At 70.2% G+C, this 19,272-nt stretch carries 18 protein-coding genes and 1 pseudogene; 9 read left to right on the top strand and 10 right to left on the bottom strand.

Annotation, left to right across the window (positions count from 1 at the left end):
- Nucleotides 1–87: 87 nt before the first annotated feature.
- On the bottom strand, nucleotides 88–1,206 hold the full coding sequence (locus ABH923_RS11710) for a sugar ABC transporter substrate-binding protein (RefSeq protein ID WP_370055538.1): 1,119 nt from the start codon (nucleotides 1,204–1,206) through the stop codon (nucleotides 88–90).
- A 148-nt stretch (nucleotides 1,207–1,354) separates the two neighbouring features.
- Complete coding sequence (locus ABH923_RS11715) at nucleotides 1,355–2,536, bottom strand: ROK family protein (protein ID WP_370055539.1); 1,182 nt, start codon at nucleotides 2,534–2,536, stop codon at nucleotides 1,355–1,357.
- 149 nt (nucleotides 2,537–2,685) lie between these two features.
- Here ABH923_RS11715 and ABH923_RS11720 point away from each other — a divergent pair, with 149 nt between their 5' ends.
- On the top strand, nucleotides 2,686–3,072 hold the full coding sequence (locus ABH923_RS11720; RefSeq protein ID WP_370055540.1) for a hypothetical protein: 387 nt from the start codon (nucleotides 2,686–2,688) through the stop codon (nucleotides 3,070–3,072).
- 179 nt (nucleotides 3,073–3,251) lie between these two features.
- Nucleotides 3,252–3,932 (top strand): DUF3800 domain-containing protein, encoded by a 681-nt coding sequence (locus ABH923_RS11725; RefSeq protein ID WP_370055541.1) that lies wholly within the window; start codon nucleotides 3,252–3,254, stop codon nucleotides 3,930–3,932.
- 141 nt (nucleotides 3,933–4,073) lie between these two features.
- Here ABH923_RS11725 and ABH923_RS11730 read toward each other — a convergent pair whose 3' ends face one another.
- The gene (locus ABH923_RS11730) at nucleotides 4,074–4,463 is read right to left on the bottom strand and encodes a DUF1304 domain-containing protein (protein WP_370055542.1); all 390 of its coding nucleotides are present in this window, start codon (nucleotides 4,461–4,463) and stop codon (nucleotides 4,074–4,076) included.
- Nucleotides 4,464–4,487: 24 nt separating this feature from the next.
- Between ABH923_RS11730 and ABH923_RS11735 the strand changes: the two genes are divergently transcribed.
- On the top strand, nucleotides 4,488–5,708 hold the full coding sequence (locus ABH923_RS11735; RefSeq protein ID WP_370055543.1) for an FAD-dependent oxidoreductase: 1,221 nt from the start codon (nucleotides 4,488–4,490) through the stop codon (nucleotides 5,706–5,708).
- Between the two features lie 8 nt (nucleotides 5,709–5,716).
- On the opposite strand, the gene ABH923_RS11740 is transcribed toward ABH923_RS11735, so the two are convergent.
- Genes ABH923_RS11740 through ABH923_RS11750 form a run of 3 tightly spaced genes read right to left on the bottom strand, consistent with a single transcriptional unit; the run spans nucleotide 5,717 to nucleotide 7,970 of the window.
- Nucleotides 5,717–6,097, bottom strand: a complete 381-nt coding sequence (locus tag ABH923_RS11740; RefSeq protein ID WP_370055544.1) for a DUF1304 domain-containing protein — start codon at nucleotides 6,095–6,097, stop codon at nucleotides 5,717–5,719.
- 28 nt (nucleotides 6,098–6,125) lie between these two features.
- Nucleotides 6,126–7,148: an MDR family oxidoreductase gene (locus ABH923_RS11745; RefSeq protein ID WP_370055545.1), complete on the bottom strand. Its 1,023-nt coding sequence runs from the start codon at nucleotides 7,146–7,148 to the stop codon at nucleotides 6,126–6,128.
- A 45-nt stretch (nucleotides 7,149–7,193) separates the two neighbouring features.
- Nucleotides 7,194–7,970, bottom strand: a complete 777-nt coding sequence (locus tag ABH923_RS11750; RefSeq protein WP_370055546.1) for an isocitrate lyase/phosphoenolpyruvate mutase family protein — start codon at nucleotides 7,968–7,970, stop codon at nucleotides 7,194–7,196.
- 45 nt (nucleotides 7,971–8,015) lie between these two features.
- Here ABH923_RS11750 and ABH923_RS11755 point away from each other — a divergent pair, with 45 nt between their 5' ends.
- Nucleotides 8,016–9,533: an LssY C-terminal domain-containing protein gene (locus ABH923_RS11755; RefSeq protein ID WP_370055547.1), complete on the top strand. Its 1,518-nt coding sequence runs from the start codon at nucleotides 8,016–8,018 to the stop codon at nucleotides 9,531–9,533.
- 25 nt (nucleotides 9,534–9,558) lie between these two features.
- Here the strand turns inward: ABH923_RS11755 and ABH923_RS11760 are convergent, their stop codons facing one another.
- Nucleotides 9,559–11,142 carry a Na+/H+ antiporter gene (locus tag ABH923_RS11760; protein WP_370055548.1) on the bottom strand — a complete coding sequence of 528 codons (1,584 nt, stop codon included), beginning with the start codon at nucleotides 11,140–11,142 and terminating at the stop codon, nucleotides 9,559–9,561.
- 99 nt (nucleotides 11,143–11,241) lie between these two features.
- Nucleotides 11,242–12,129, bottom strand: coding sequence for a rhodanese-related sulfurtransferase (locus tag ABH923_RS11765; RefSeq protein ID WP_370055549.1), 888 nt, complete (start codon nucleotides 12,127–12,129; stop codon nucleotides 11,242–11,244).
- Nucleotides 12,130–12,210: 81 nt separating this feature from the next.
- Here ABH923_RS11765 and ABH923_RS11770 point away from each other — a divergent pair, with 81 nt between their 5' ends.
- Together ABH923_RS11770 and ABH923_RS11775 are read left to right on the top strand one after the other, a co-directional pair.
- Nucleotides 12,211–12,999, top strand: a complete 789-nt coding sequence (locus tag ABH923_RS11770; protein ID WP_370055550.1) for a polyprenol monophosphomannose synthase — start codon at nucleotides 12,211–12,213, stop codon at nucleotides 12,997–12,999.
- A 10-nt stretch (nucleotides 13,000–13,009) separates the two neighbouring features.
- Complete coding sequence (locus ABH923_RS11775) at nucleotides 13,010–13,540, top strand: YbhB/YbcL family Raf kinase inhibitor-like protein (protein ID WP_370055551.1); 531 nt, start codon at nucleotides 13,010–13,012, stop codon at nucleotides 13,538–13,540.
- A 4-nt stretch (nucleotides 13,541–13,544) separates the two neighbouring features.
- Here ABH923_RS11775 and ABH923_RS11780 read toward each other — a convergent pair whose 3' ends face one another.
- Nucleotides 13,545–14,183 carry a LysE family translocator gene (locus ABH923_RS11780; protein WP_370055552.1) on the bottom strand — a complete coding sequence of 213 codons (639 nt, stop codon included), beginning with the start codon at nucleotides 14,181–14,183 and terminating at the stop codon, nucleotides 13,545–13,547.
- Nucleotides 14,184–14,214: 31 nt separating this feature from the next.
- Here ABH923_RS11780 and ABH923_RS11785 point away from each other — a divergent pair, with 31 nt between their 5' ends.
- Genes ABH923_RS11785 through ABH923_RS11795 form a run of 3 tightly spaced genes read left to right on the top strand, consistent with a single transcriptional unit; the run spans nucleotide 14,215 to nucleotide 17,868 of the window.
- Nucleotides 14,215–15,786: an MmgE/PrpD family protein gene (locus tag ABH923_RS11785; RefSeq protein ID WP_370055553.1), complete on the top strand. Its 1,572-nt coding sequence runs from the start codon at nucleotides 14,215–14,217 to the stop codon at nucleotides 15,784–15,786.
- Nucleotides 15,786–16,685 (top strand): methylisocitrate lyase, encoded by a 900-nt coding sequence (gene prpB / locus ABH923_RS11790; RefSeq protein ID WP_370055554.1) that lies wholly within the window; start codon nucleotides 15,786–15,788, stop codon nucleotides 16,683–16,685. The genes ABH923_RS11785 and prpB overlap by 1 nt, the downstream gene beginning before the upstream one ends.
- A 58-nt stretch (nucleotides 16,686–16,743) precedes the next feature.
- A complete protein-coding gene (locus tag ABH923_RS11795; RefSeq protein WP_370055555.1) occupies nucleotides 16,744–17,868 on the top strand; it encodes a bifunctional 2-methylcitrate synthase/citrate synthase in 1,125 nt (374 codons plus the stop codon).
- Between the two features lie 108 nt (nucleotides 17,869–17,976).
- On the opposite strand, the pseudogene ABH923_RS11800 reads toward ABH923_RS11795, so the two are convergent.
- Nucleotides 17,977–19,183 (bottom strand): annotated as a pseudogene (locus tag ABH923_RS11800) (acetyl-CoA C-acetyltransferase).
- Nucleotides 19,184–19,272: the final 89 nt, after the last annotated feature.

Consider the following 19,272-nt stretch of genomic DNA (forward strand, 5'->3'; position numbering starts at 1 on the left):
GCTTGGGCTAACTGTATGGCGGAACCACCCGGTCCGGGGATGCGGGATTCCGCGCCCCGGGCCGGGTGGCCCCTGGTGGTTCGACGACTACTTGATGCCGTACTTGTCGCACGCCGCCTTGTAGTCCGCGGTGCAGATCATCGCAGCGGAGTTGGGACCGTAGAACTGGTCCTTCACGACCGTGGACTCGATGTTGTCCGTGGTCACCGCGACCGGGGTCAGCAGGATGGACGCGATCTTCGCGCCGCCCGCCGTGGCCACCTGAACGGTCTGCTCGGACGGCTTCTGGCCCTTGGTCAGAGCGATGGCGAGCGTCGCCGCCTGCTCAGCCTCCGGCTTCAGCGCCTTGTAGACCGTCATGTACTGGTCGCCGGCGAGGATCCGCTGGATACCGGCGAGCTCGGCGTCCTGACCGGTGACAGGCGGGAGCGGGCTCACGTTGGCGGCCTTCATAGCGGCGATCGCGCCGCCGCCCGTGCCGTCGTTGGCGGCGTAGACGCCGGTGATCTTCTTACCGAACTGCGACACCTGGCCGGACACCCAGTTCTGGGCCTGGGCCGGGTCCCATCCTGGTGTGTCGTACTCGGCGAGGACCTTGTAGCCGCTGCTGTCGATGACGCTGTGCGCGCCCTTCTTGAACAGGGTGGCGTTGTTGTCGGTCGGCGAGCCGTTGACCATCAGGATGCCGCTGCCGGACGGGACGCCGTCCTTCTTCAGCTTGTCGACCAGCGCGGTCGCCTGGAGCTGTCCCACCTTCTCGTTGTCGAACGAGATGTAGTAGTTGAGGTCCGGGCTGTTGATGAGGCGGTCGTAGGAGATGACCGGGATGTTCTTGGCCTTGGCCTCTCCGACGATCGACGCGGCGGCCTGCCCGTCGAACGGGTCGAGGACGAGCACCTTGACGCCCTGGGTCAGCATGGACTCGGCCTGCTGCTGCTGCTTGCTGGCGTCGCCGTCCGCGTTCGCGTACAGGACGGTGCAGCCGGAGCAGAGCGACTTGACCTTCGCCTCGAAGTAGGGCTTGTCCGCCGCCTCGTAGCGGGCCGTGACGGAGTCGGGGAGGAGGAGACCGATCTTGGCGTTCGCGGCGCCCGACGCGTTGTTCGTAGAGGTGTTGCCGGAACCGTTCGAACAGGCTGTGAGGGTGAGTGCTGTGGCCAGGATCGCAGCGGACACCATGACCGCTCTCTTGGTGGCGATCTTCATTGAAAAACCTCCGATTCGAAGCCGCCGACGTTGGCGACTGGGTTGAGTGTGTCAGGGGCCGCGGCTTGGCGTCAATACTTGAATTCAAGCTTTCGATAACGGTTCGTCACGGACGGGGGTCAACGGGGGACACCGGCTCGTCGCGGTCTCAGACGGCGACGCCGCCGCCCGTGATCGAGATGCTGTCGACCGCGTGCGCGACCGCGCCGAGGGTCGCCGCCCGGACGCCGAGCTGGCCCTGGACGATGTCGGGCATCAGGTCCTCGCTGACGATGATCGAGCGTTCGACCGCATGACGCATCGGGCCGAGCAGCAGCTCCCCGGCGCGGGCGAGTTCGCCACCGACGACGACCCGCTCCGGGTCGAGGAGGTTGCAGAGGTTGGCTGTGGCGATCCCGATGTGCCGGCCGGCGTCCGCGATCGCGCGGATGCAGCGGGCGTCGCCGGCCATCGCCTGCAGGACGACGTCGCCCAGCTTCAGGCTGCCGAGGTGGTCGCGCAGCTCGTCGAGGACGGCGGGGCCCCCGGCGATGGCCTCCAGGCAGCCGCGGTTGCCGCAGCGGCAGAGCGGGCCGTTCTCCCGGATCGTGGTGTGGCCGAACTCGCCGGCCACGCCGTTGTTCCCACGGAAGAGCTGGCCGTTGAGCAGCAGGCCCGCGCCGATCCCGTCGCCGACGTCGAGCGTGATCGAGGTGCGCTTGCCGCGGCCGGCGCCGAGGCGCGACTCCGCCAGAGCCGTGAGGTTGGCGGCGTTGTCGATGAAGACCGGGCGCTTCACCCGGCGCTCCAGGGCGTCCGCGATCACCACGCCGTCCCAGCCGCGCATGATGCCGCTGCGCGCGATCGTGCCGGTGGCCCTGTCGAGCGGCGCCGGCACCGCGAGGCCGACCGCCAGAACCTCGTCGCGGGACGCGTCGACCGAGTCGAGCATGTCGTTCAGCAGCAGCGCGACCTTGTCGAGCTCGTTGTCCGCGCGGTGGTCCTTGGCCAGCGGCATGTGGTTCTCGGCGACGACCGTGTTCGCCACGTCCGCCAGCGCGACGCGCAGGTGCCGGGTGGAGAAGTGGACGCCGACCACGAGCCCGAGCGCGTGCGCGAGGGTGACGTGCTGGGCGCGCCGGCCCGAACGGATGCTCTGCGCGGTGTGCAGCACGCCGGAGGTGGCGAGCTCCTTGACGATGTTGGAGACCGTGGCGGGGGAGAGCCCCGTAGCGCCGGCCAGCTCCACCTGCGTCAGTCCGCCGTGTTTCTTGATGGCGTCGACAATCCGAGCCCGGTTGGCTTCACGAAGTGAAGTCTGCGAGCCCGGAGTTCGCCGCTGCGTTGCCACGACGAGAAGGATACATGCCGCTCGGGCACGCGGATCATGAGAGTCCTGCCACCGCTCGGCGCCCTCCTTCGCGGCCCTCCAAGCCAACGGTTACGGGTTTGTGAGATTCACGACCCCCGCCGACCCCGGTCGGCGGGCAGGATAGACCTATGGCCGACCTGCACGTTCACCCCGACCGCCTGGAGATCCACCTCACCAGGGCCGAGAAGGTGCTCTCCGTGCGTCGGGAGGATCTGGTGATCCCGCGCGAGAGCATCCGATCGGTCGCGATCACGGAGGACCCGTGGATCTGGATCCGCGGCATCCGCGCCCCGGGAGCCGCCGTCCCGCTCACGCTCTCGGTCGGCACCTGGAAGTTCCACGGCGGCAAGGACTTCCTGCTCATCAAGGGCAAGCAGCGCGCCGCGGTCGTCGTCGACCTCGACGGCGAGGAGTTCTCGCGCGTGATCGTGTCGACGCCGCACGCCGCGAAGCTGGTGGAGGCGCTGCGCGTGGACGTGGGGCAGATCCCGGCCGACGGGGAGATCATCGACTGACGACGGCCGCGCGAGCGGGAAATGATCTTTCATTTCAATTTGAGTCAGATGGGCGCGGCTCCGCTCGGGTGAACACCCCGTGCGGGAACCTGGGTCGATGCTCCTTGCGTACATCGACGAATCGGGAAACACGGGTGACGTGGCTCTAGGAGGGGCCACCTCCCACTATGTGCTGGGCTGTGTACTCGTGGATGCCGCCAAGTGGTCGTCGGGCTTCGACGAGCTGGTCGATTTCCGGCGACGACTTCGCGACGATCCGATTCGCCGTTCCGGTGCGGGCTGAAGTCAAGGCGAACTATTTGATCCGGGCCAGCGGTCCGTTTCGACCGCTTGCCCTGGCACCCGCCGAGCGTTCGCTTATCTATCGAGCGCATCTCGACATGCTCGCGAAGGTTGAAGCACGAGCTTTCGCAGTCGTCATCGACAAGCAGCAGAACGGCTTGAGCGGTCCGGCGTGCTTCGAGTTCGCGTGGACGACGTTGCTGCAGCGGCTCGAGCGCACGACCCATTACGAGAATCAGACGATGATGCTCATCCATGATGACGGCGAGCATGATGCGGTCCGGCGGATCGTCCGCAAGGCACGCCGGTTCCTCACCGCTGGGGTCCTCGGCGGCGGAGGGACTGTTCGCGTCGATGCTAAGCGTTTCGTGGACGACCCGGTCGCGAGGGCATCGCACGAGAGTTATTGGATTCAACTGGCCGACCTGGTCGCCTACGCAGGTTTGCGCGCAATTGTGCCTCCGAGTCGCTCGGTCGCGGCGGTTGCCCCGCAAACGACGTGGATGCAGGTCGGAACTGCTGCTCACTCGGCCGTGAACCGCTATTCGGGCGGTCCTCCAGGGATCGTGTTCCGTTAACGAGAAGGCCCCCGGCCTGTGCCGGGGGCGGGAAGCGCCTACCCCCGGCATACGCCGGGCTCAGCACTTACAGACAACATAACAGTCGTGCCTGCGAAGCGGTGGGAGGTCGTACGCATGTCGACCGACCGCGGGCGCGGCTCACCCCGCGTGCGCGACCGAGAACAGCACCAGCCCCACCAGCGGCGGCACCCCTTGCAGCAGCGCCGCGCCCCAGAACCGGCGCCCCGTCGTGAGCAGCACGATCGCGGCCAGGACCATGCACGCCCCCGTGAAGAACATGATCCCGAAGCCGACGTGTCGCAGGGTAGTCCAGTACAGCACCAGCCCGACGGCCGTGCCGCCCGCGAGGAACAGGTTGTAGAACCCCTGGTTGTAGGCCATCGGCCGCACCACGTCGGCGTCCCGCTGCGTCGTGAGCCCGAATCGGCGCCAGACGTTCGGCGACGACCACAGCATGCTCTCCATCGCGAAGAACACGAGGTGCACGACGGCCGCGATCGCGAGGAGGACGGAGCCGAGGATCGTCATGGGGGGAGACTACGCTGCGTGGTGATGGAATCGCTGCAGGCATCCTGCGCCATCTCCGGGGGCGGACCCGCCGGGATGATGCTCGGGCTGATCCTCGCCCGCGCCGGGCTCGACGTGGTCGTGCTGGAGAAGCACGCCGACTTCTTCCGCGACTTCCGCGGCGACACCATCCACCCGTCGACCGTCGGCGTGCTCGGCGAGCTCGGACTGCGGGACGCCTTCCTCGGCCTCCCGCACACCAGCATCCGCACGCTCGACGCTGTCGTCGACGGCACCCGGCTGCACCCGATCGACTTCGGGAGACTGCCGCCGCCCGACGACTTCCTCGTCCTCGCGCCGCAGTGGGACTTCCTGACGTTCCTCGCCGGGCAGGCCGAGCAGTATCCGAACTTCCGGCTGCTGATGCGCACCGAGGCGACGGGGCTGATCCGCGACGGCGACGCGGTGCGGGGGCTCACCGCGGAGGGACCGGACGGACCCGTGCGGGTGGAGGCCGACCTCACCGTCGCGGCGGACGGCCGCGACTCCGTCCTCCGCGCCGCCGCGGGCCTGCGTCCCCGGCGGTTCGGCGTGCCCATCGACGTCATCTGGTTCCGCCTCCCGAAGCCCGCGCAGACCCAGCCGTCGACGCTCGCCTACCTGGGCGACGGCGCGATGGTGATCACGATCGACCGCGGCGACTACTTCCAGACCGGCCTCGTGATCGCGAAGCGCGGCATCGACGCGCTGCGCTCCGCCGGCCTCCCGGCCTTCCGCTCGGCTGTGGCGGGCGCCGCTCCGTTCCTGCGCGAGTCGTTGGAGACGATCACCGACTGGGAGCCCCTGAAGCTGCTGAGCGTCCAGATCGACCGGCTGCCGCGCTGGTACCGGCACGGCTTCCTCGCCATCGGGGACGCCGCGCACGCGATGTCCCCGGCCTTCGGCGTCGGCGTCAACTACGCCGTGCAGGACGCCGTCGCCGCCGCGAACGCGCTCGCCGCAGCGCTCCGCGACGGTCCCGTCGACCTCCGCCTCCTCGACGCCGTGCAGCGACGTCGCCTCCCGCCGGTCGAGTGGATGCAGCGCATCCAGCTCGCAGCCCACCGCGGCATCTCCCGCCCCGGCGCCGGGCCGCTGCTCTCGCGCTCGCCGTCGCCCGCGCTGCGGCTGGCCATCGGCGCGGCCACCCCCGTCGCGCAACGTCTCACCGCGCGCCTGATCGGCCGCGGCCTCCGACCCGAGTCGGTCGCGCCGTCCCTGCGCTGAGCGCCGGGCTACGAGAACAGCATGAGGACGATGCCGATCAGCGGCAGGATGCCCTGGATGAGCGCCGGCCGCAGATACCCGCGCCCGGTCGTCACGAGCACGACGGACGCCGCCAGCATGCTCCCCATCGTGAAGTAGATGAGCGCCAGCCCGGCCGGGTGGGCCCCCACGCCGAACAGGATCAGCCCGATGATCGCGCCGATCGCGAGGAAGAGGTTGTAGAACCCCTGGTTGTAGGCCATCGGCCGCGTGGTGTTCGCCGCCGCCTGATCGGCGACCCCGAACCGCTTCCACACGGCGGGCCGCACCCATCCGACGCTCTCCATGAAGAAGATCCCGACGTGGAGCGCAGCAGCCAGCGTGACGACGACGGTCGCGAGCACGATCATGCGGTCAGCCTAACGGCAGCGACGCGAATCAGGCCCGAACGTCGACCACGGTCCGCCCACGCAGCCGTCCGGCCAGGATGTCCTCCGCCGCCGCGATGGCCTCCGCGAGCGGGACGAACCGCGTCATCGCGGCGAGCGCCTCCTCGTCCAGGTCGGTCGCCAGCCGCCGCCAGGCCGTCTCGCGGACCGCGGCAGGCGCCTCCACGGAGTTGATCCCGACCAGCGTCACCGCCCGCAGGATGAACGGCATCACCGTGGCCGGGAGGTCCGGCCCCTGCGCGAGCCCGCACGCCGCGACCGTCCCGCCGTACCGGGTCTGCGCGAGCACGTTCGCGAGCGTGTGGCTGCCGACGGAGTCCACGGCGCCGGCCCACTTCTGGCTCTGCAACGGCCGGCCCTCCAGGGACAGCTCGCCCCGGTCGACGATCGCCGTCGCCCCGAGGTCCGTGAGGTAGCCCTCGAGCTCCTCCGGGCGACCCGTGGAGGCCGTAACCGGATAGCCGAGTTTCGCCAGCAGGGCGATGGCGACCGACCCGACCCCGCCCGCCGCTCCCGTGACCAGCACACTCGAACCGGCGGCGTGCACGGCCTCCGGCAGGACCCCGTTGCGCTCCAGCGCGAGCACGGCCAGCATCGCCGTGAACCCCGCCGTCCCGATCGCCGCGGCCTGCTCGGAGCTCAGCGCGTCCGGCACCCGCACCAGCGCGTCCCCGCGCACTCGCGCCCGCTCGGCCAGCCCGCCGTGGTGGCTCTCCCCGATCCCGTCGCCGTTGAGCACGACCCGGTCTCCCGGCCTCCACCGCGGATCGTCGGAGGCCTCCACCACGCCCACCAGATCGATCCCCGGGATGAGCGGCGACACCCGCGCGACCCCCGGCTTCCCGGCGATGGCGAGCCCGTCCTTGAAGTTGAGGTCGGAGAACTCGACGGCGACCGTGACGTCCCCCGGCATGAGGAAGGCGTCGGTCAGTCGCCGCACCTCAGCGGTGTGCGCGAGGATGCGGGACCCCTCCTTCTCCTGTTCGATGACGATGGCGCGGAAGTCGTTCATTCTTGTCCTTCGGTCGTGGCGACGGGGTGGGCGATCGCGCCCGACTCAGTTCAGCGTCGGGACATCCCGCGGCAGCTCCCCGCCCGCGTACAGCTCCGCGGCCGTCCGCTGCACGGCGGCGAGCGCCACCCGCTGCGGCCACGGCCCGTACGAGACCCGCGCGACCCCCAGCTCGTGCAGCCGCGCCGGCGGCAGCGACCCGGGCACCGCGATCACGCTCAGCTTGCGCGCCCCGAGCCCGGCGACGAGCTGCGTCACCGTCTCCTCGTCGAGGCGGCCGGGCACGAACACGCAGGTCGCACCCTCGTCCAGGAACGCCCGCCCGCGCCGGATCGCCTCCTCGGTCTTCTCCGCCGCCGTCGGGTAGGCGTTCCTGATCCAGACGTCCGTGCGTGCGTTGAGCGCGAACGGCACGCCCTCGGCGTCGGCCGCCGCGACGGCCGCCCGGACGTGCGCGACCGCGTCCTCGAACGGACTCACCTGGTCTTCCAGGTTCGCCCCGACCGCGCCGACGCCGATCGCCCGGCGGATCGTCTCGCCCGGGTCGCCGTACCCGGCTTCGAGGTCCGCGCTCACCGGGAGGTCGGTGGTCGCGACGATGCGCCCGACCATGTCGAGCATCAGGTCGAGCGGGATGTTCTCGCCGTCCTCGTACCCGAGCGCCGCCGCGATCGAGTGGCTGGCCGTCGCGAGCGCGCGGGTCTCCGGGAGGGCCGCGACGGCTTTCGCGCTGATCGCGTCCCAGACGTTGACGACCTGCAGCAGTTCGGGGGCGTCGTGGAGACGGCGCAGCTCGGCGCCGCGTTCCGTGATGGTGGTCATGACGCCACCCTACGACCCGCGCCCGACGCGCTCTAGGATGAGCGCATGGCGGGTGCCGCTGAGCCGGAGGGGCCGCCGCGAGCGGAGCCCGCGGTGGGCGGGGGAGGGCCGTCCGACGCGCCGACCGCCCTTTCTGCCGCGGCCGCACCCGGCCCGGTCAAGACCCTCTCCGCCACCGGCCGTCGGGTGTCCGTCAACGCCGTCGTCGACAACCTCTTCTTCGTGTTCGGGGGCGTCGCGGCCGTCTGGCTCGCGTTCCTCATCTTCACCGAGAGCTTCTCGTGGGGCTGGTTCCTGCTGCTCTTCTTCGTCGTCTTCTGGATCGTGCTCGCCTACCTGGTGCTTCCGCGCCTGCACCGCATCCTCACCCAGATCTACGTGCCGGACTACTTCATCGGCCGCGCCCGCACCAGCGACGGCCTCCTCGGAGACCCGATCAACCTGGCGCTGCTGGGGTCGGAGGCGCAGCTCGACGAGGCGATGACCGCTGCCGGGTGGACGCGCGCCGACGATGTGACCGCCGCCTCGAGCCGTCGCATCATCACCTCCACGCTGTTGCGCCGGAGCTATGACGAGGCGCCGGTGAGCCCGCTCTTCCTGTTCGGGCACCAGCAGGACGTCGCGTACCAGCAGGAGGTGAAGGGCAATCCGGCCAAGCGTCACCACGTCCGGTTCTGGCGGTGCCCGGAGGGCTGGCTGCTACCGGGAGGCCACCGCGTCGACTGGCTGGCGGCCGGGACCTTCGACCGCTCGGTGGGCTTCTCGTTGTTCACACTCCAGATCACGCACAAGATCGACGCGAACACGGACATCGAACGCGACCACATCGTCTCGACGCTGACGAGCGCCGACATCGGCGCGGAGGTCGCTGTGATCCGGGACTTCTCGTCCGGCTATCACGCCCGCAACGGCGGCGGCGACGCCATCGAGACCGACGGCGACCTCCCTGTCGTCGACCTGTCGGAGGTGCTGGTGGAGCCCCGCGCCGTCGCAGTCGCCTCGGACGCGGACCAGCGAAGGCTCGCCCGCGTCGAGCACCGCCCGGTGCCCACGACGCTTGGCTTCCTGCTCATGGTGCTGCGTGTGCTGGCGGGCGTGCTGACCGTGGTGCTCACCGTCCTGGCCTGGCCGCTGTTCATCCGGTCGGAGCTCGTATCCGCGACCGGCAAAGCCCTGACCGCCGCGGAACAGCAGAGCGCCGACCTGGTCTTCGGGATCGCGATGGGACTGTTCGCCGCGGGCCTGGTGTTCTATTTCGCGATCGCTCTGCTCGTCTTCACAGGGAGCAACTGGGCCCGGATCGTCGCCATGTCGTACAGCGCCCTGCTGATCGTCCTCGCCGCGATCGACTTCTTCAACGGCGGCGAGCAGGTCACCCTTCGCACCAACATCCTCGGCCTCCCGCTCGACATCCTGGTGGTGCTCGCCCTGTCATCCCAGCGCGCACGGTTGTGGGCCCGGCGCCCCCGCTTGCGCGAGCGACGCGGAAGGCCCTCCGACGCGAGCGCCCAGGGATCGGCCACGCCCGCCCAGGAGCCCGCCGCCCAGCAGCCCGTCACCTAGGAGGCCGCCACCCGGTACTCCACCTTCACATCAACTTCTTCCCCTCCGCCCCTCCCGCCTTCAGCGCCGACTCCTCGGCGTCCAGGAAGGCGAGCACCGACCGCACGGCCGGCTCCTGGTACCGCCCTTCGGCCCGCGCTTCGAGGACCGCCTGCCGTTCCGCCACGATCATCGACCGCCGCAGCTTCCGGTACTCGAGCGGGGCAGGGACCTCCGCGTCCGGAACCGGGTTCTCGAGCGCTTCCGAGAGGAAGACCGCGTTGACGCGCAGCCGTTCGATCACCCGCTCGTCCTCCTGCCCGGTCACCCGCGACTCCAGGTGCTCCAGCCCGGCCGCCTGCGCCTCGGCGAGGAGCCGCTCCATCTCGCCCGCCTCCTGAGCGAAGTCCGGGGGCGGCAGCTTCAGCCGGCGGATGACCCACGGCAGCGCGAGTCCCTCCAGCAGAGTCGCCACCACCACCACGAACGCCAGGAACTGCAGGAATTCGCGATGCGGCGTCGACTCCGGCAGCAGGAACACCGCCGCGAGCGTCACCACACCGCGGATCCCGGCGAACGACACCGCGATGCCGGTCGGCCAGGTCCAGCCGCGCTCCCGGAGGCGTTGCGGCCCGTACCGGTACAGCGCGGTCGTCCCGACCATCCACAGGAACCGCGCCAGGAACAGCGCGAGCAGCACGGCGATGCAGATCCACACGGTCTCGGAAACCGTGATGCCCGAACGGAACGCCGAGTTCAGGATGCTCGACAGCTCCAGCCCGATGAAGAGGAAGACCGCGTTCTCGAGCAGGAACTCGATCGTTCGCCAGTTGATCGTCTCCGCGATCCTGGCCTCCGCCGTCTGGATGGTGGGCGAGCGGTAGCCGAGGTACAGGCCGGCCACGACGACCGACAGGATGCCCGACCCGTGAAGGAACTGCGACGGGATGAACGCCAGGTACGGCGTGATCAATCCGATGGACGTGTCCAGCACGGGGGAGCGGAGCTGCTTGCGGATGAGCGAGAGCACCCACCCCACAAGGAGGCCCATCCCGACCCCGACCACGACCGCGATCACGAAGTCGCCGGCGATGGCCCACGGGTTCACGATGCTGACGATCGCGGCGATGCTCGCGTTCAGCGCCACCAGGGCGGTCGCGTCGTTGAGCAGGCTCTCGCCCTCCAGCACGGTGACGAGTCGCCGCGGGAGGTGCACCCGGCCCGCGATCGCCGTCACCGCCACCGTGTCCGTCGGCGCCACCACCGCCCCGAACGCGAAGGCCGCCGCGACCGTGATCGCCGGCACCACCAGCCATGTCGTGAAGCCGACCACGACCACCGTGAACACCACGAGCCCGACCGAGAGCAGGAGGATGCCGTCGCGCCTGGCGCGCACGTCCACGATCGACGTCTGGATGGCCGCCGCGAACAGCAACGGAGGCAGCAGCCCGTAGAGCACGACCTCCGGCTCCAGCGCCACCTGCGGCACCCCGGGGATGAAGGACGCGATCGCGCCCACGACCACCAGCACGACGGGCGCCGACCAGTTGACGCGCCGCGAGAGGCCAGTGACCGTGACCGTGACGACGACGAAGGACACGATCCAGACGATGGTGGTGACCGGATCCATGAGGTTCATCTTGGCCGCAACGCGAAACGGCCAGCAATGGTTCCCACGAATCGGTGGAGAACTCGCCGAAGCCGGAGACTGTGGAGGACTACGGCTGCGTCATGCGGCGTGCGCGGCGCACTCCACCACGTCGCACTCCTCGCACACCACCAGCTGCTCCCGGCACGACGGATCGCTGCAGTTCCGCATCCGGTCGGTCGCCGTCCCGCACGCCGCGCAGCGCCCGACCACCGCGGAGTGGTCCGAGAACCGCACCGACCCGCGCCCGTCGAACACGTACAGCGACCCTTCCCACAGCCCGTCGTCCCCGAAGCGCTCGCCGTAGCGGACCACGCCGCCGTCGAGCTGGTAGACCTCGCCGAACCCGCGCGAACGCATCAGCCCGGACAGCACCTCGCAGCGGATTCCGCCGGTGCAGTACGTCACGACCGGCTTGTCCTTGAGGTGGTCGTACCGTCCGCTTTCGAGCTCGGCGACGAACTCGCGGGTCGTCGCCACCTCGGGCACGACCGCCCCGCGGAACCGGCCGATCTCCGCCTCGAACCGGTTGCGTCCGTCGAAGAACACCACGTCGTCGCGGGAGTCCAGGAGCGCGTGCAGCGCATCCGGGTCCAGCCGTGAGCCTCCGCCGACGACGCCGGACGCATCCACCCGGAGCTCCGACGGCGCACCGAACGACACGATCTCCTCGCGAACGCGCACCGACAGCCGAGGGAAGTCCAGGCTCCCTCCCGAGACGTCCAGCCCCGACCCGTCGCTCCACTTCACGTCGAGGTCGTGGAAGGCCGCGTAGTCCTTGGTCTTGCGCAGGTACCGCTTGAGCGCGCCGAGCTCCCCGCCCAGCGTCCCGTTGATGCCGTCCTTCGACAGCAGGATGCGCCCGCGCAGCCCGAGCGCCTCACACAGATCGCGCTGCCACAGCCGCACCGCATCCGGGTCCGACAGCGGTGCGAAGGCGTAGTAGAGGAGGACTTTCGCGACGGGCACCGGGGGATGCTAGCAGCGGCGACTGCGAGAACAGACAGATTCGTTAGTCATCCGTTCAGCGGAATGGACCAGAGTGGTTGTATGCGAACCATCGTCATCCTGCCCACGTATAACGAGCGGGAGAACATCGGACCCGTGGTCGGCCGCATCCGCGCCTCGGCCCCGGAGGTCGACGTGCTCGTGGTCGACGACGGTTCGCCGGACGGCACCGGCGAGATCGCGGACGCGCTCGCCGCGACCGACGCCAACGTCAAGGTGCTGCACCGCGCAGGCAAGGAGGGCCTCGGCGCCGCCTACCGGGCCGGCATGGCCTGGGCGCTCGACGACGGGTACGACGCGGTGGTCGAGATGGACGCCGACGGCTCGCACCGCCCGGAGGAGCTGCCCTCCCTGCTCGCAGCGCTCCGCCACCTCCCGCAGGGCGATGCGGCGGACGGCGCCGACCTCGTGCTGGGCTCCCGCTGGGTCCAGGGCGGCGGCGTGGTCAACTGGCCCGCGCGCCGGCGGTTCCTCTCCAAGGGTGGCAGCACGTACTCCCGCTTCTGGCTGGGCGTCCCGGCGAAGGACGTGACCGGCGGCTACCGCGCGTTCACCGCCGATGCGCTCCGCCGCATCCACTTCGAGGACGTCGAGAGCCAGGGCTACTGCTTCCAGATCGACATGCTGCGCCGCGCATACGACGCCGGCCTCAGTGTCGTGGAAGTGCCGATCACGTTCGTCGAGCGCGAGCACGGTGTCTCCAAGATGAGCGGCGGCATCGTCGCCGAGGCCATGTTGCGGGTGACCGGCTGGGGGATCGTCGGGCTCCCGCGCCGCTTCCGCCGGCGTCCCGTCCCCGCCACCGTGACGGAGACGACGCAGCGGGCGTAGCGTGAGCGCTATGTCGAAAGATCCGCTGGAGCGCTTCGGCGCCGTTCCTCAGTTCACGGTCACGAGCGACGACGTCGCCGACGACCGCCCGCTCGGCCGCGCGCAGTGGGGCGCGGGCGGAGGCGGTGGCGATGTGTCGCCGCAGCTTTCCTGGAGTGGGTTCCCCGCCGACACGAAGAGCTTCGCCGTCACCATCCACGACCCGGACGCCCCGACCGGCTCGGGCTTCTGGCACTGGGCCGTCTACAACATCCCGGCGTCGGTGACCTCGCTGCCATCCGGCGCGGGAGCGGAGGGCGGCGGGAGCCTCCCGCGGGGCGCCGCCATGCTCTCCAACGAGCTGCGCTCGAAGAGCTTCACCGGTGCCGGCCCGCCTCCCGGAACCGGCACGCACCACTATCACGTGGTCGTGCACGCCCTCGACGTCGACCACCTCGACCTCGACCCGGAGTCGACGCCGGCCGTGCTGGGCTTCAACGCGCACTTCCACTCGCTGGGCCGCGCCGTGGTCACCCCGGTCGCGACCGCAGGGGACATCTAGCCGCTCAGTGCTTGTTGCCGGTGAGGGCGAGCACGCCGCCCAGCCCGATCATCATCACGCCCCCGGTCGCACCGAGCCGTTCGACCCGCTTGGGGGACCGCCCGAACCACGCCCGGGCGGTTCCCGCGGCGAGCGCCCACACGCTGTCGAATGTCAGCGCCAGCAGCAGGAACACCACCCCGAGCTCGAAGAGCTGCACCGGGATGCCGCCCGCCTTGTAGTCGACGAACTGCGGCAGCGCCGCGACGAAGAAGACCAGAGACTTCGGATTGGTGACCCCGACCAGCATCCCCTCGCCGATGATCCGCCAGCGCGACCTCCGCGGAGGCGTCGCCTCGTGCGTCACCGCGGTGTGCCTGCGGTGCCGGATGGCCTGCACGCCGAGGTACATCAGGTACGCCGCTCCCGCGTACTTCACGATCGTGAACGCCACCATCGACTGCGCGACGAGCGCCCCCACGCCGAGCGAGACCGCGACGATGAGCGGCAGCATCCCGAGCGCGTTGCCGAGCACGCTCAGCAGGCCGCCGAGCCTCCCGAGCGCCAGCGACCGCCCGATCACGAACAGCACGCTCGGTCCTGGGATCACGATGAGCGCGATCGACGCGAGCGCGAACGCGAGCAGGGAGGGCGGCGGGACCATAGCAGGAGCGTAGGCGAGGTAGGTTCGTTACGTGAAGCTCCACAACGTTCGTGTGCACAGAAGCGACGAGCACCTCGCCCGTCAGGATCAGCTCGCCTGGAAGATCGCGGAGGTCGCCGCCGACCCTGTGGAGGTCGACTCCGAGGTCGCCGACATGGTGATCAACCGCGTCATCGACAACGCCGCCGTGGCCGCGGCCTCCCTCACCCGCAGGCCGGTCGTATCGGCCCGCTCGCAGGCGCTGGCCCACCCGCTGCCGTCCGCGCAGCTCGAGGAGCTGACGGCCTCCGCCGACCATCCGCAGGACGGCTCGACGGTGTTCGGCGAACCGCAGCGGACCCGGGTCAGCCCGGAGTGGGCCGCCTGGGCGAACGGCGTCGCCGTGCGCGAGCTCGACTACCACGACACCTTCCTCGCCGCGGAGTATTCACACCCCGGCGACAACATCCCGCCGATCACCGCCGTCGCCCAGCATGCCGCCCGCGCCTACGGCCTGACCGGCCGCGACCTGGTGCGCGGCATCGCGACCGGCTACGAGATCCAGATCGACCTCGCGAAGGCGATCAGCCTGCACGCGCACAAGATCGACCACGTGGCCCACCTCGGCCCGAGCGCCGCGGCCGGCATCGGGACACTGCTGCACCTGCCGCCGGAGACGATCTTCCAGGCCATCGGCCAGGCGCTCCACACCACGACTGCCACCCGCCAGTCGCGCAAGGGGGAGATCTCGAGCTGGAAGGCGCACGCGCCCGCGTTCGCCGGCAAGATGGCCGTCGAGGCGATCGACCGGGCGCTGCGCGGCGAGACCAGCCCCACCCCGATCTACGAGGGCGAGGACGGCGTGATCGCCTGGCTGCTCGACGGCCCGAGCGCCTCCTACGACGTGCCGCTGCCGGAGGCCGGCGAGGCCAAGCGCGCGATCCTCGACTCGTATACGAAGGAGCACTCCGCCGAGTACCAGGCGCAGGCCTGGATCGACCTCGCGCGCAAGCTCCACAAGGAGCACCCGGAGGCCGCCGACCCGGAGCGTGTGGAGAGCATCGTCATCCACACCTCGCACCACACGCATTACGTGATCGGCTCCGGCGCGAACGACCCGCAGAAGTACGACCCCACCGCGTCGCGCGAGACGCTGGACCACAGCATCCCGTACATCTTCACGGTCGCGCTGCAGGACGGCGGCTGGCACCACGTGGAGTCCTACCTGCCGACCCGTGCCGCGCGCCCCGACACCGTCGCGCTGTGGGGCAAGGTCACCACGACCGAGGACCCGGAGTGGACCCGCCGCTACCACTCGATCGACCCGGCCGAGAAGGCGTTCGGCGGCCGCGTCGTCATCACGCTCGCGGACGGCCGCGTGATCGAGGACCAGATCGCCGTCGCGGACGCCCACCCGCTCGGCGCCCGGCCGTTCGCCCGCGCCGACTACGTCGCCAAGTTCCGCTCGCTGGCGGCGGAGGTGCTGGAGGAGGCCGAGATCGAGCGCTTCCTCGCCCTCGCCGAGCGCCTCCCCGAGCTGTCCGCCGCCGAGCTCGGCGGCCTCACCATCACCGCGCGTCCCGGCCTGCTGGCCGGATTCCCCGCGCCGAGAGGACTGTTCTGATGCTGTATTCCTCCCTTCCCGCGCATGAGAAGCGCGCGGCGTTCCGGGCGCGGCTGGCGTCCGGCGAGCTCGTCAGGATGCCCGGCGCCTTCAACCCGCTGAGCGCGCGCCTCATCGAGCGCAAGGGCTTCGAGGGCGTCTACATCTCCGGCGCCGTGCTGTCCGCCGACCTCGGCCTCCCGGACATCGGGCTCACCACCCTTACCGAGGTGGCCGGCCGCGCGGCCCAGATCGCGCGGATGACCGACCTCCCGACGCTCGTCGACGCCGACACCGGCTTCGGCGAACCGATGAACGTCGCCCGCACGGTGCAGACGCTCGAGGACGCCGGAGTCGCCGGCCTCCACATCGAGGACCAGGTGAACCCGAAGCGCTGCGGTCACCTCGACGGCAAGCAGGTCGTGGACGAGGACACCGCGCTCAAGCGCATCCGCGCCGCCGCCGACGCCCGCCGCGACCCGAACCTACTGATCATGGCGCGCACCGACATCCGCGCCGTGGAGGGGCTGGAGGCCGCGATCGACCGGGCGAAGGCTCTGGTCGACGCTGGCGCCGACGCGATCTTCCCCGAGGCCATGGCCGACCTCGCCGAGTTCGCGGCAGTCCGCGCCGCGGTGGACGTGCCGATCCTGGCCAACATGACCGAGTTCGGCAAGAGCGACCTGTTCACGGTCGACCAGCTCCGCGACATCGGCGTGAACATCGTCATCTGGCCGGTCTCTCTGCTCCGCCTGGCGATGGGAGCCGCCGAGCGCGGCCTCGACCAGCTCCTGGCGGAGGGCACCCTGGAGCCGATGCTCGGATCGATGCAGCATCGCGCTGAGCTGTACGACCTGATTGACTACGAGGGCTACAACGCGTTCGACACTTCGGTGTTCAATTTCGAAGTGCGCCGCTGAGCGCTGCTCACAGCCGCATCAGCACGAGTCACGACCACAGCAGCGAAGGAGCAGCACAATGACCGACCCCGAGATCCACAAGGGCCTCGCCGGCGTCGTGGTGGACACCACGAACATCTCGTCCGTGAACCCGCAGACCAACTCGCTGCTGTACCGCGGCTACCCGGTGCAGGAGCTGGCCGCGAACTGCTCGTTCGAGGAGGTCGCCTGGCTGCTGTGGAACGGCGAGCTGCCGACGCCGGACGAGCTGGCCGGGTTCGTGAACCTGGAGCGCAGCCTCCGCCGCATGGACGACCGGACCCGCCGGGTGCTGGACGACATCCCGGCGTCCGCGCACCCGATGGACGCCCTGCGCACCGCGGTCAGCCAGCTCGGCGGCATGGACCCCACGCTGGAGCAGGAGAACGGCATCCTCGACCCGGAGCTCAACCACAGCCGCGCCGTCTACCTCTTCGCCCAGCTCCCGACGATCGTCGCGTACATCCAGCGCCGCCGTCGCGGGCTCGACCCGGTGGAGTCGCGCGACGACCTCGACTACGCGGAGAACTTCCTCTGGCTGACGTTCGGCGAGGTGCCGGACGACGTGGTCGTGAACGCCTTCCGCGTCTCGCTCGTGCTCTACGCGGAGCACTCGTTCAACGCCTCGACGTTCACCGCGCGCGTCATCGCGTCCACCCTGTCGGATGTCTACTCGGCCGTCACCGGCGCCATCGGCGCACTGAAAGGCCCGCTGCACGGCGGCGCGAACGAGGCCGTCATGCACACCTTCGACGAGATCGGCAGCGCCGAGCGGGCCGAGGCGTGGCTGGACGACGCCCTCGCCGAGAAGCGCAAGATCATGGGCTTCGGCCACCGCGTCTACAAGAACGGCGACTCCCGCGTCCCGACCATGCGCGCCTCCCTGGAGACGCTGGTCGAGCACTACGACCGCCAGGACATGCTCGACCTCTACGACGCGCTCGAGAAGGCGATGGGCGACCGCAAGAACATCAAGCCGAACCTGGACTACCCGTCCGGCCCGGCCTACAACCTGATGGGCTTCGACACCGAGACCTTCACCCCGCTGTTCGCCGCGGCCCGCGTCACCGGCTGGACCGCCCACATCTTCGAGCAGTACGCCGCCAACTCCCTCATCCGCCCGCTCTCCCTGTACACCGGCCCCACCGAGCGCCACCTCCCCTAACCCCAACTCTGTCTTCCGCAAGCAACGGAGGAGACCCGCCCCACCATGGGCCGGATCTCCTCCGTTGACTGCTTTTCCGGGGTCAGCGCGCCTCGATCTCCTCCGCTGTCAACGCCACAGCAGCAGCGCATCCCCCTGGCCGCCGCCACCGCACAGCGCCACCGCCGCCCGTCCGGACCCCCGCCTGGCCAGCTCATGCGCCGCATGCCCCGCCAGCCGTGCCCCCGACGCTCCAATGGGATGCCCCAACGCGATCGCCCCGCCGTGGATGTTGACCTTCTCCGCATCGAGGTCCAGGTCGGCCGTCGACTGCAGGGCCACCGCCGCGAACGCCTCGTTGATCTCCACCAGGTCGAGGTCGTCCACACTCCACCCGGCCCGCTTCAGCGCTGCGTTGATGGCGTTCGACGGCTGGGAGTGCAGGGAGTTGTCCGGCCCCGCGACCTGCCCGCTGGCCCCGACGACGGCGAGCCACTCCAGCCCGAGCCGCTCGGCGTTCTCCCGCGAGGTGAGGATCAGCGCCGCCGCGCCGTCGCTCAGCGGCGACGAGTTGCCCGCGGTGAGCGTCCCGCCCTCCGCGAAGCTCGGCCGCAGCTTGGCCAGCACGTCCACCGTCGAGTCCGGACGCACGCCCTCATCCACCGCCACGACGATCGGGTCGCCCTTGCGCTGCGGGATGCTGACCGGTGCGATCTCGTCCGCGAAGACCCCGGAGGCCGCCGCCGCGCCCGCGCGCTGGTGGGACGACGCAGCGAACGCGTCCTGCGCCTCTCGCGTGAGGCCGAGCTTCTCCGTGTAGCTCTCGGTCGAGGCGCCCATCGAGATCTTGTCGAACGCGTCGGTCAGCCCGTCGTAGGCGGCTGTGTCGAGCGCTTCGAGCGAGCCGTAGGTCCAGCCCTTCCGCGAGCCGGGGAGGATGTGCGGGGCGTTCGTCATGGACTCCTGACCGCCTGCCGCGACCCACGGTCGCCTCGCCGGCGCGGATGAGTCGAGCGGCGTCGATCACGGCCGCCAGTCCGGACAGGCACACCTTGTTGATGGTCGTCGCCGGCACGTCCCAGCCGATCCCGGCGGCGATGGCCGTCTGCCTGGCCGGGTTCTGGCCCGCGCCGGCCTGGAGAACCTGCCCGAAGATCACGGTGTCGATGTCGGACGCCTGGAGCCCGGACTGCTCGATCGCCTTCCGAAGCGCGACCGTGCCGAGCTGCACGGCGGTCTGGCTCGCGAGCACGCCGGTCACCTTGCCGAGCGGGGTGCGCGCGGCGGACAGGATGACGACATCGTTCGGGCGGGGTTCGGGGATGCTGCTGGTCATTGCGGGGCGACTCCTTCGTCGGCTGATTCTCTCCACCCATTGTCATCCACAGGTGGAGGCCGCTGGTCAGTTCTCCACAGATTGAGACG

This window comes from Leifsonia sp. EB41 (assembly GCF_041262565.1).
Lineage (GTDB): Bacteria > Actinomycetota > Actinomycetes > Actinomycetales > Microbacteriaceae > Leifsonia.

What these genes read in the sequence shown, in the direction of transcription:
- ABH923_RS11770 (WP_370055550.1), top strand. Translation starts at nt 12,211, where the DNA reads ATGCGAACCATCGTCATCCTGCCCACGTATAACGAGCGGGAGAACATC.
- ABH923_RS11720 (WP_370055540.1), top strand. Translation starts at nt 2,686, where the DNA reads ATGGCCGACCTGCACGTTCACCCCGACCGCCTGGAGATCCACCTCACC.
- ABH923_RS11755 (WP_370055547.1), top strand. Translation starts at nt 8,016, where the DNA reads ATGGCGGGTGCCGCTGAGCCGGAGGGGCCGCCGCGAGCGGAGCCCGCG.
- ABH923_RS11750 (WP_370055546.1), bottom strand. Translation starts at nt 7,970, where the DNA reads ATGACCACCATCACGGAACGCGGCGCCGAGCTGCGCCGTCTCCACGAC.
- ABH923_RS11740 (WP_370055544.1), bottom strand. Translation starts at nt 6,097, where the DNA reads ATGATCGTGCTCGCGACCGTCGTCGTCACGCTGGCTGCTGCGCTCCAC.
- prpB (WP_370055554.1), top strand. Translation starts at nt 15,786, where the DNA reads ATGCTGTATTCCTCCCTTCCCGCGCATGAGAAGCGCGCGGCGTTCCGG.
- ABH923_RS11730 (WP_370055542.1), bottom strand. Translation starts at nt 4,463, where the DNA reads ATGACGATCCTCGGCTCCGTCCTCCTCGCGATCGCGGCCGTCGTGCAC.
- ABH923_RS11795 (WP_370055555.1), top strand. Translation starts at nt 16,744, where the DNA reads ATGACCGACCCCGAGATCCACAAGGGCCTCGCCGGCGTCGTGGTGGAC.
- ABH923_RS11710 (WP_370055538.1), bottom strand. Translation starts at nt 1,206, where the DNA reads ATGAAGATCGCCACCAAGAGAGCGGTCATGGTGTCCGCTGCGATCCTG.
- ABH923_RS11760 (WP_370055548.1), bottom strand. Translation starts at nt 11,142, where the DNA reads ATGGATCCGGTCACCACCATCGTCTGGATCGTGTCCTTCGTCGTCGTC.
- ABH923_RS11745 (WP_370055545.1), bottom strand. Translation starts at nt 7,148, where the DNA reads ATGAACGACTTCCGCGCCATCGTCATCGAACAGGAGAAGGAGGGGTCC.
- ABH923_RS11780 (WP_370055552.1), bottom strand. Translation starts at nt 14,183, where the DNA reads ATGGTCCCGCCGCCCTCCCTGCTCGCGTTCGCGCTCGCGTCGATCGCG.
- ABH923_RS11735 (WP_370055543.1), top strand. Translation starts at nt 4,488, where the DNA reads ATGGAATCGCTGCAGGCATCCTGCGCCATCTCCGGGGGCGGACCCGCC.
- ABH923_RS11775 (WP_370055551.1), top strand. Translation starts at nt 13,010, where the DNA reads ATGTCGAAAGATCCGCTGGAGCGCTTCGGCGCCGTTCCTCAGTTCACG.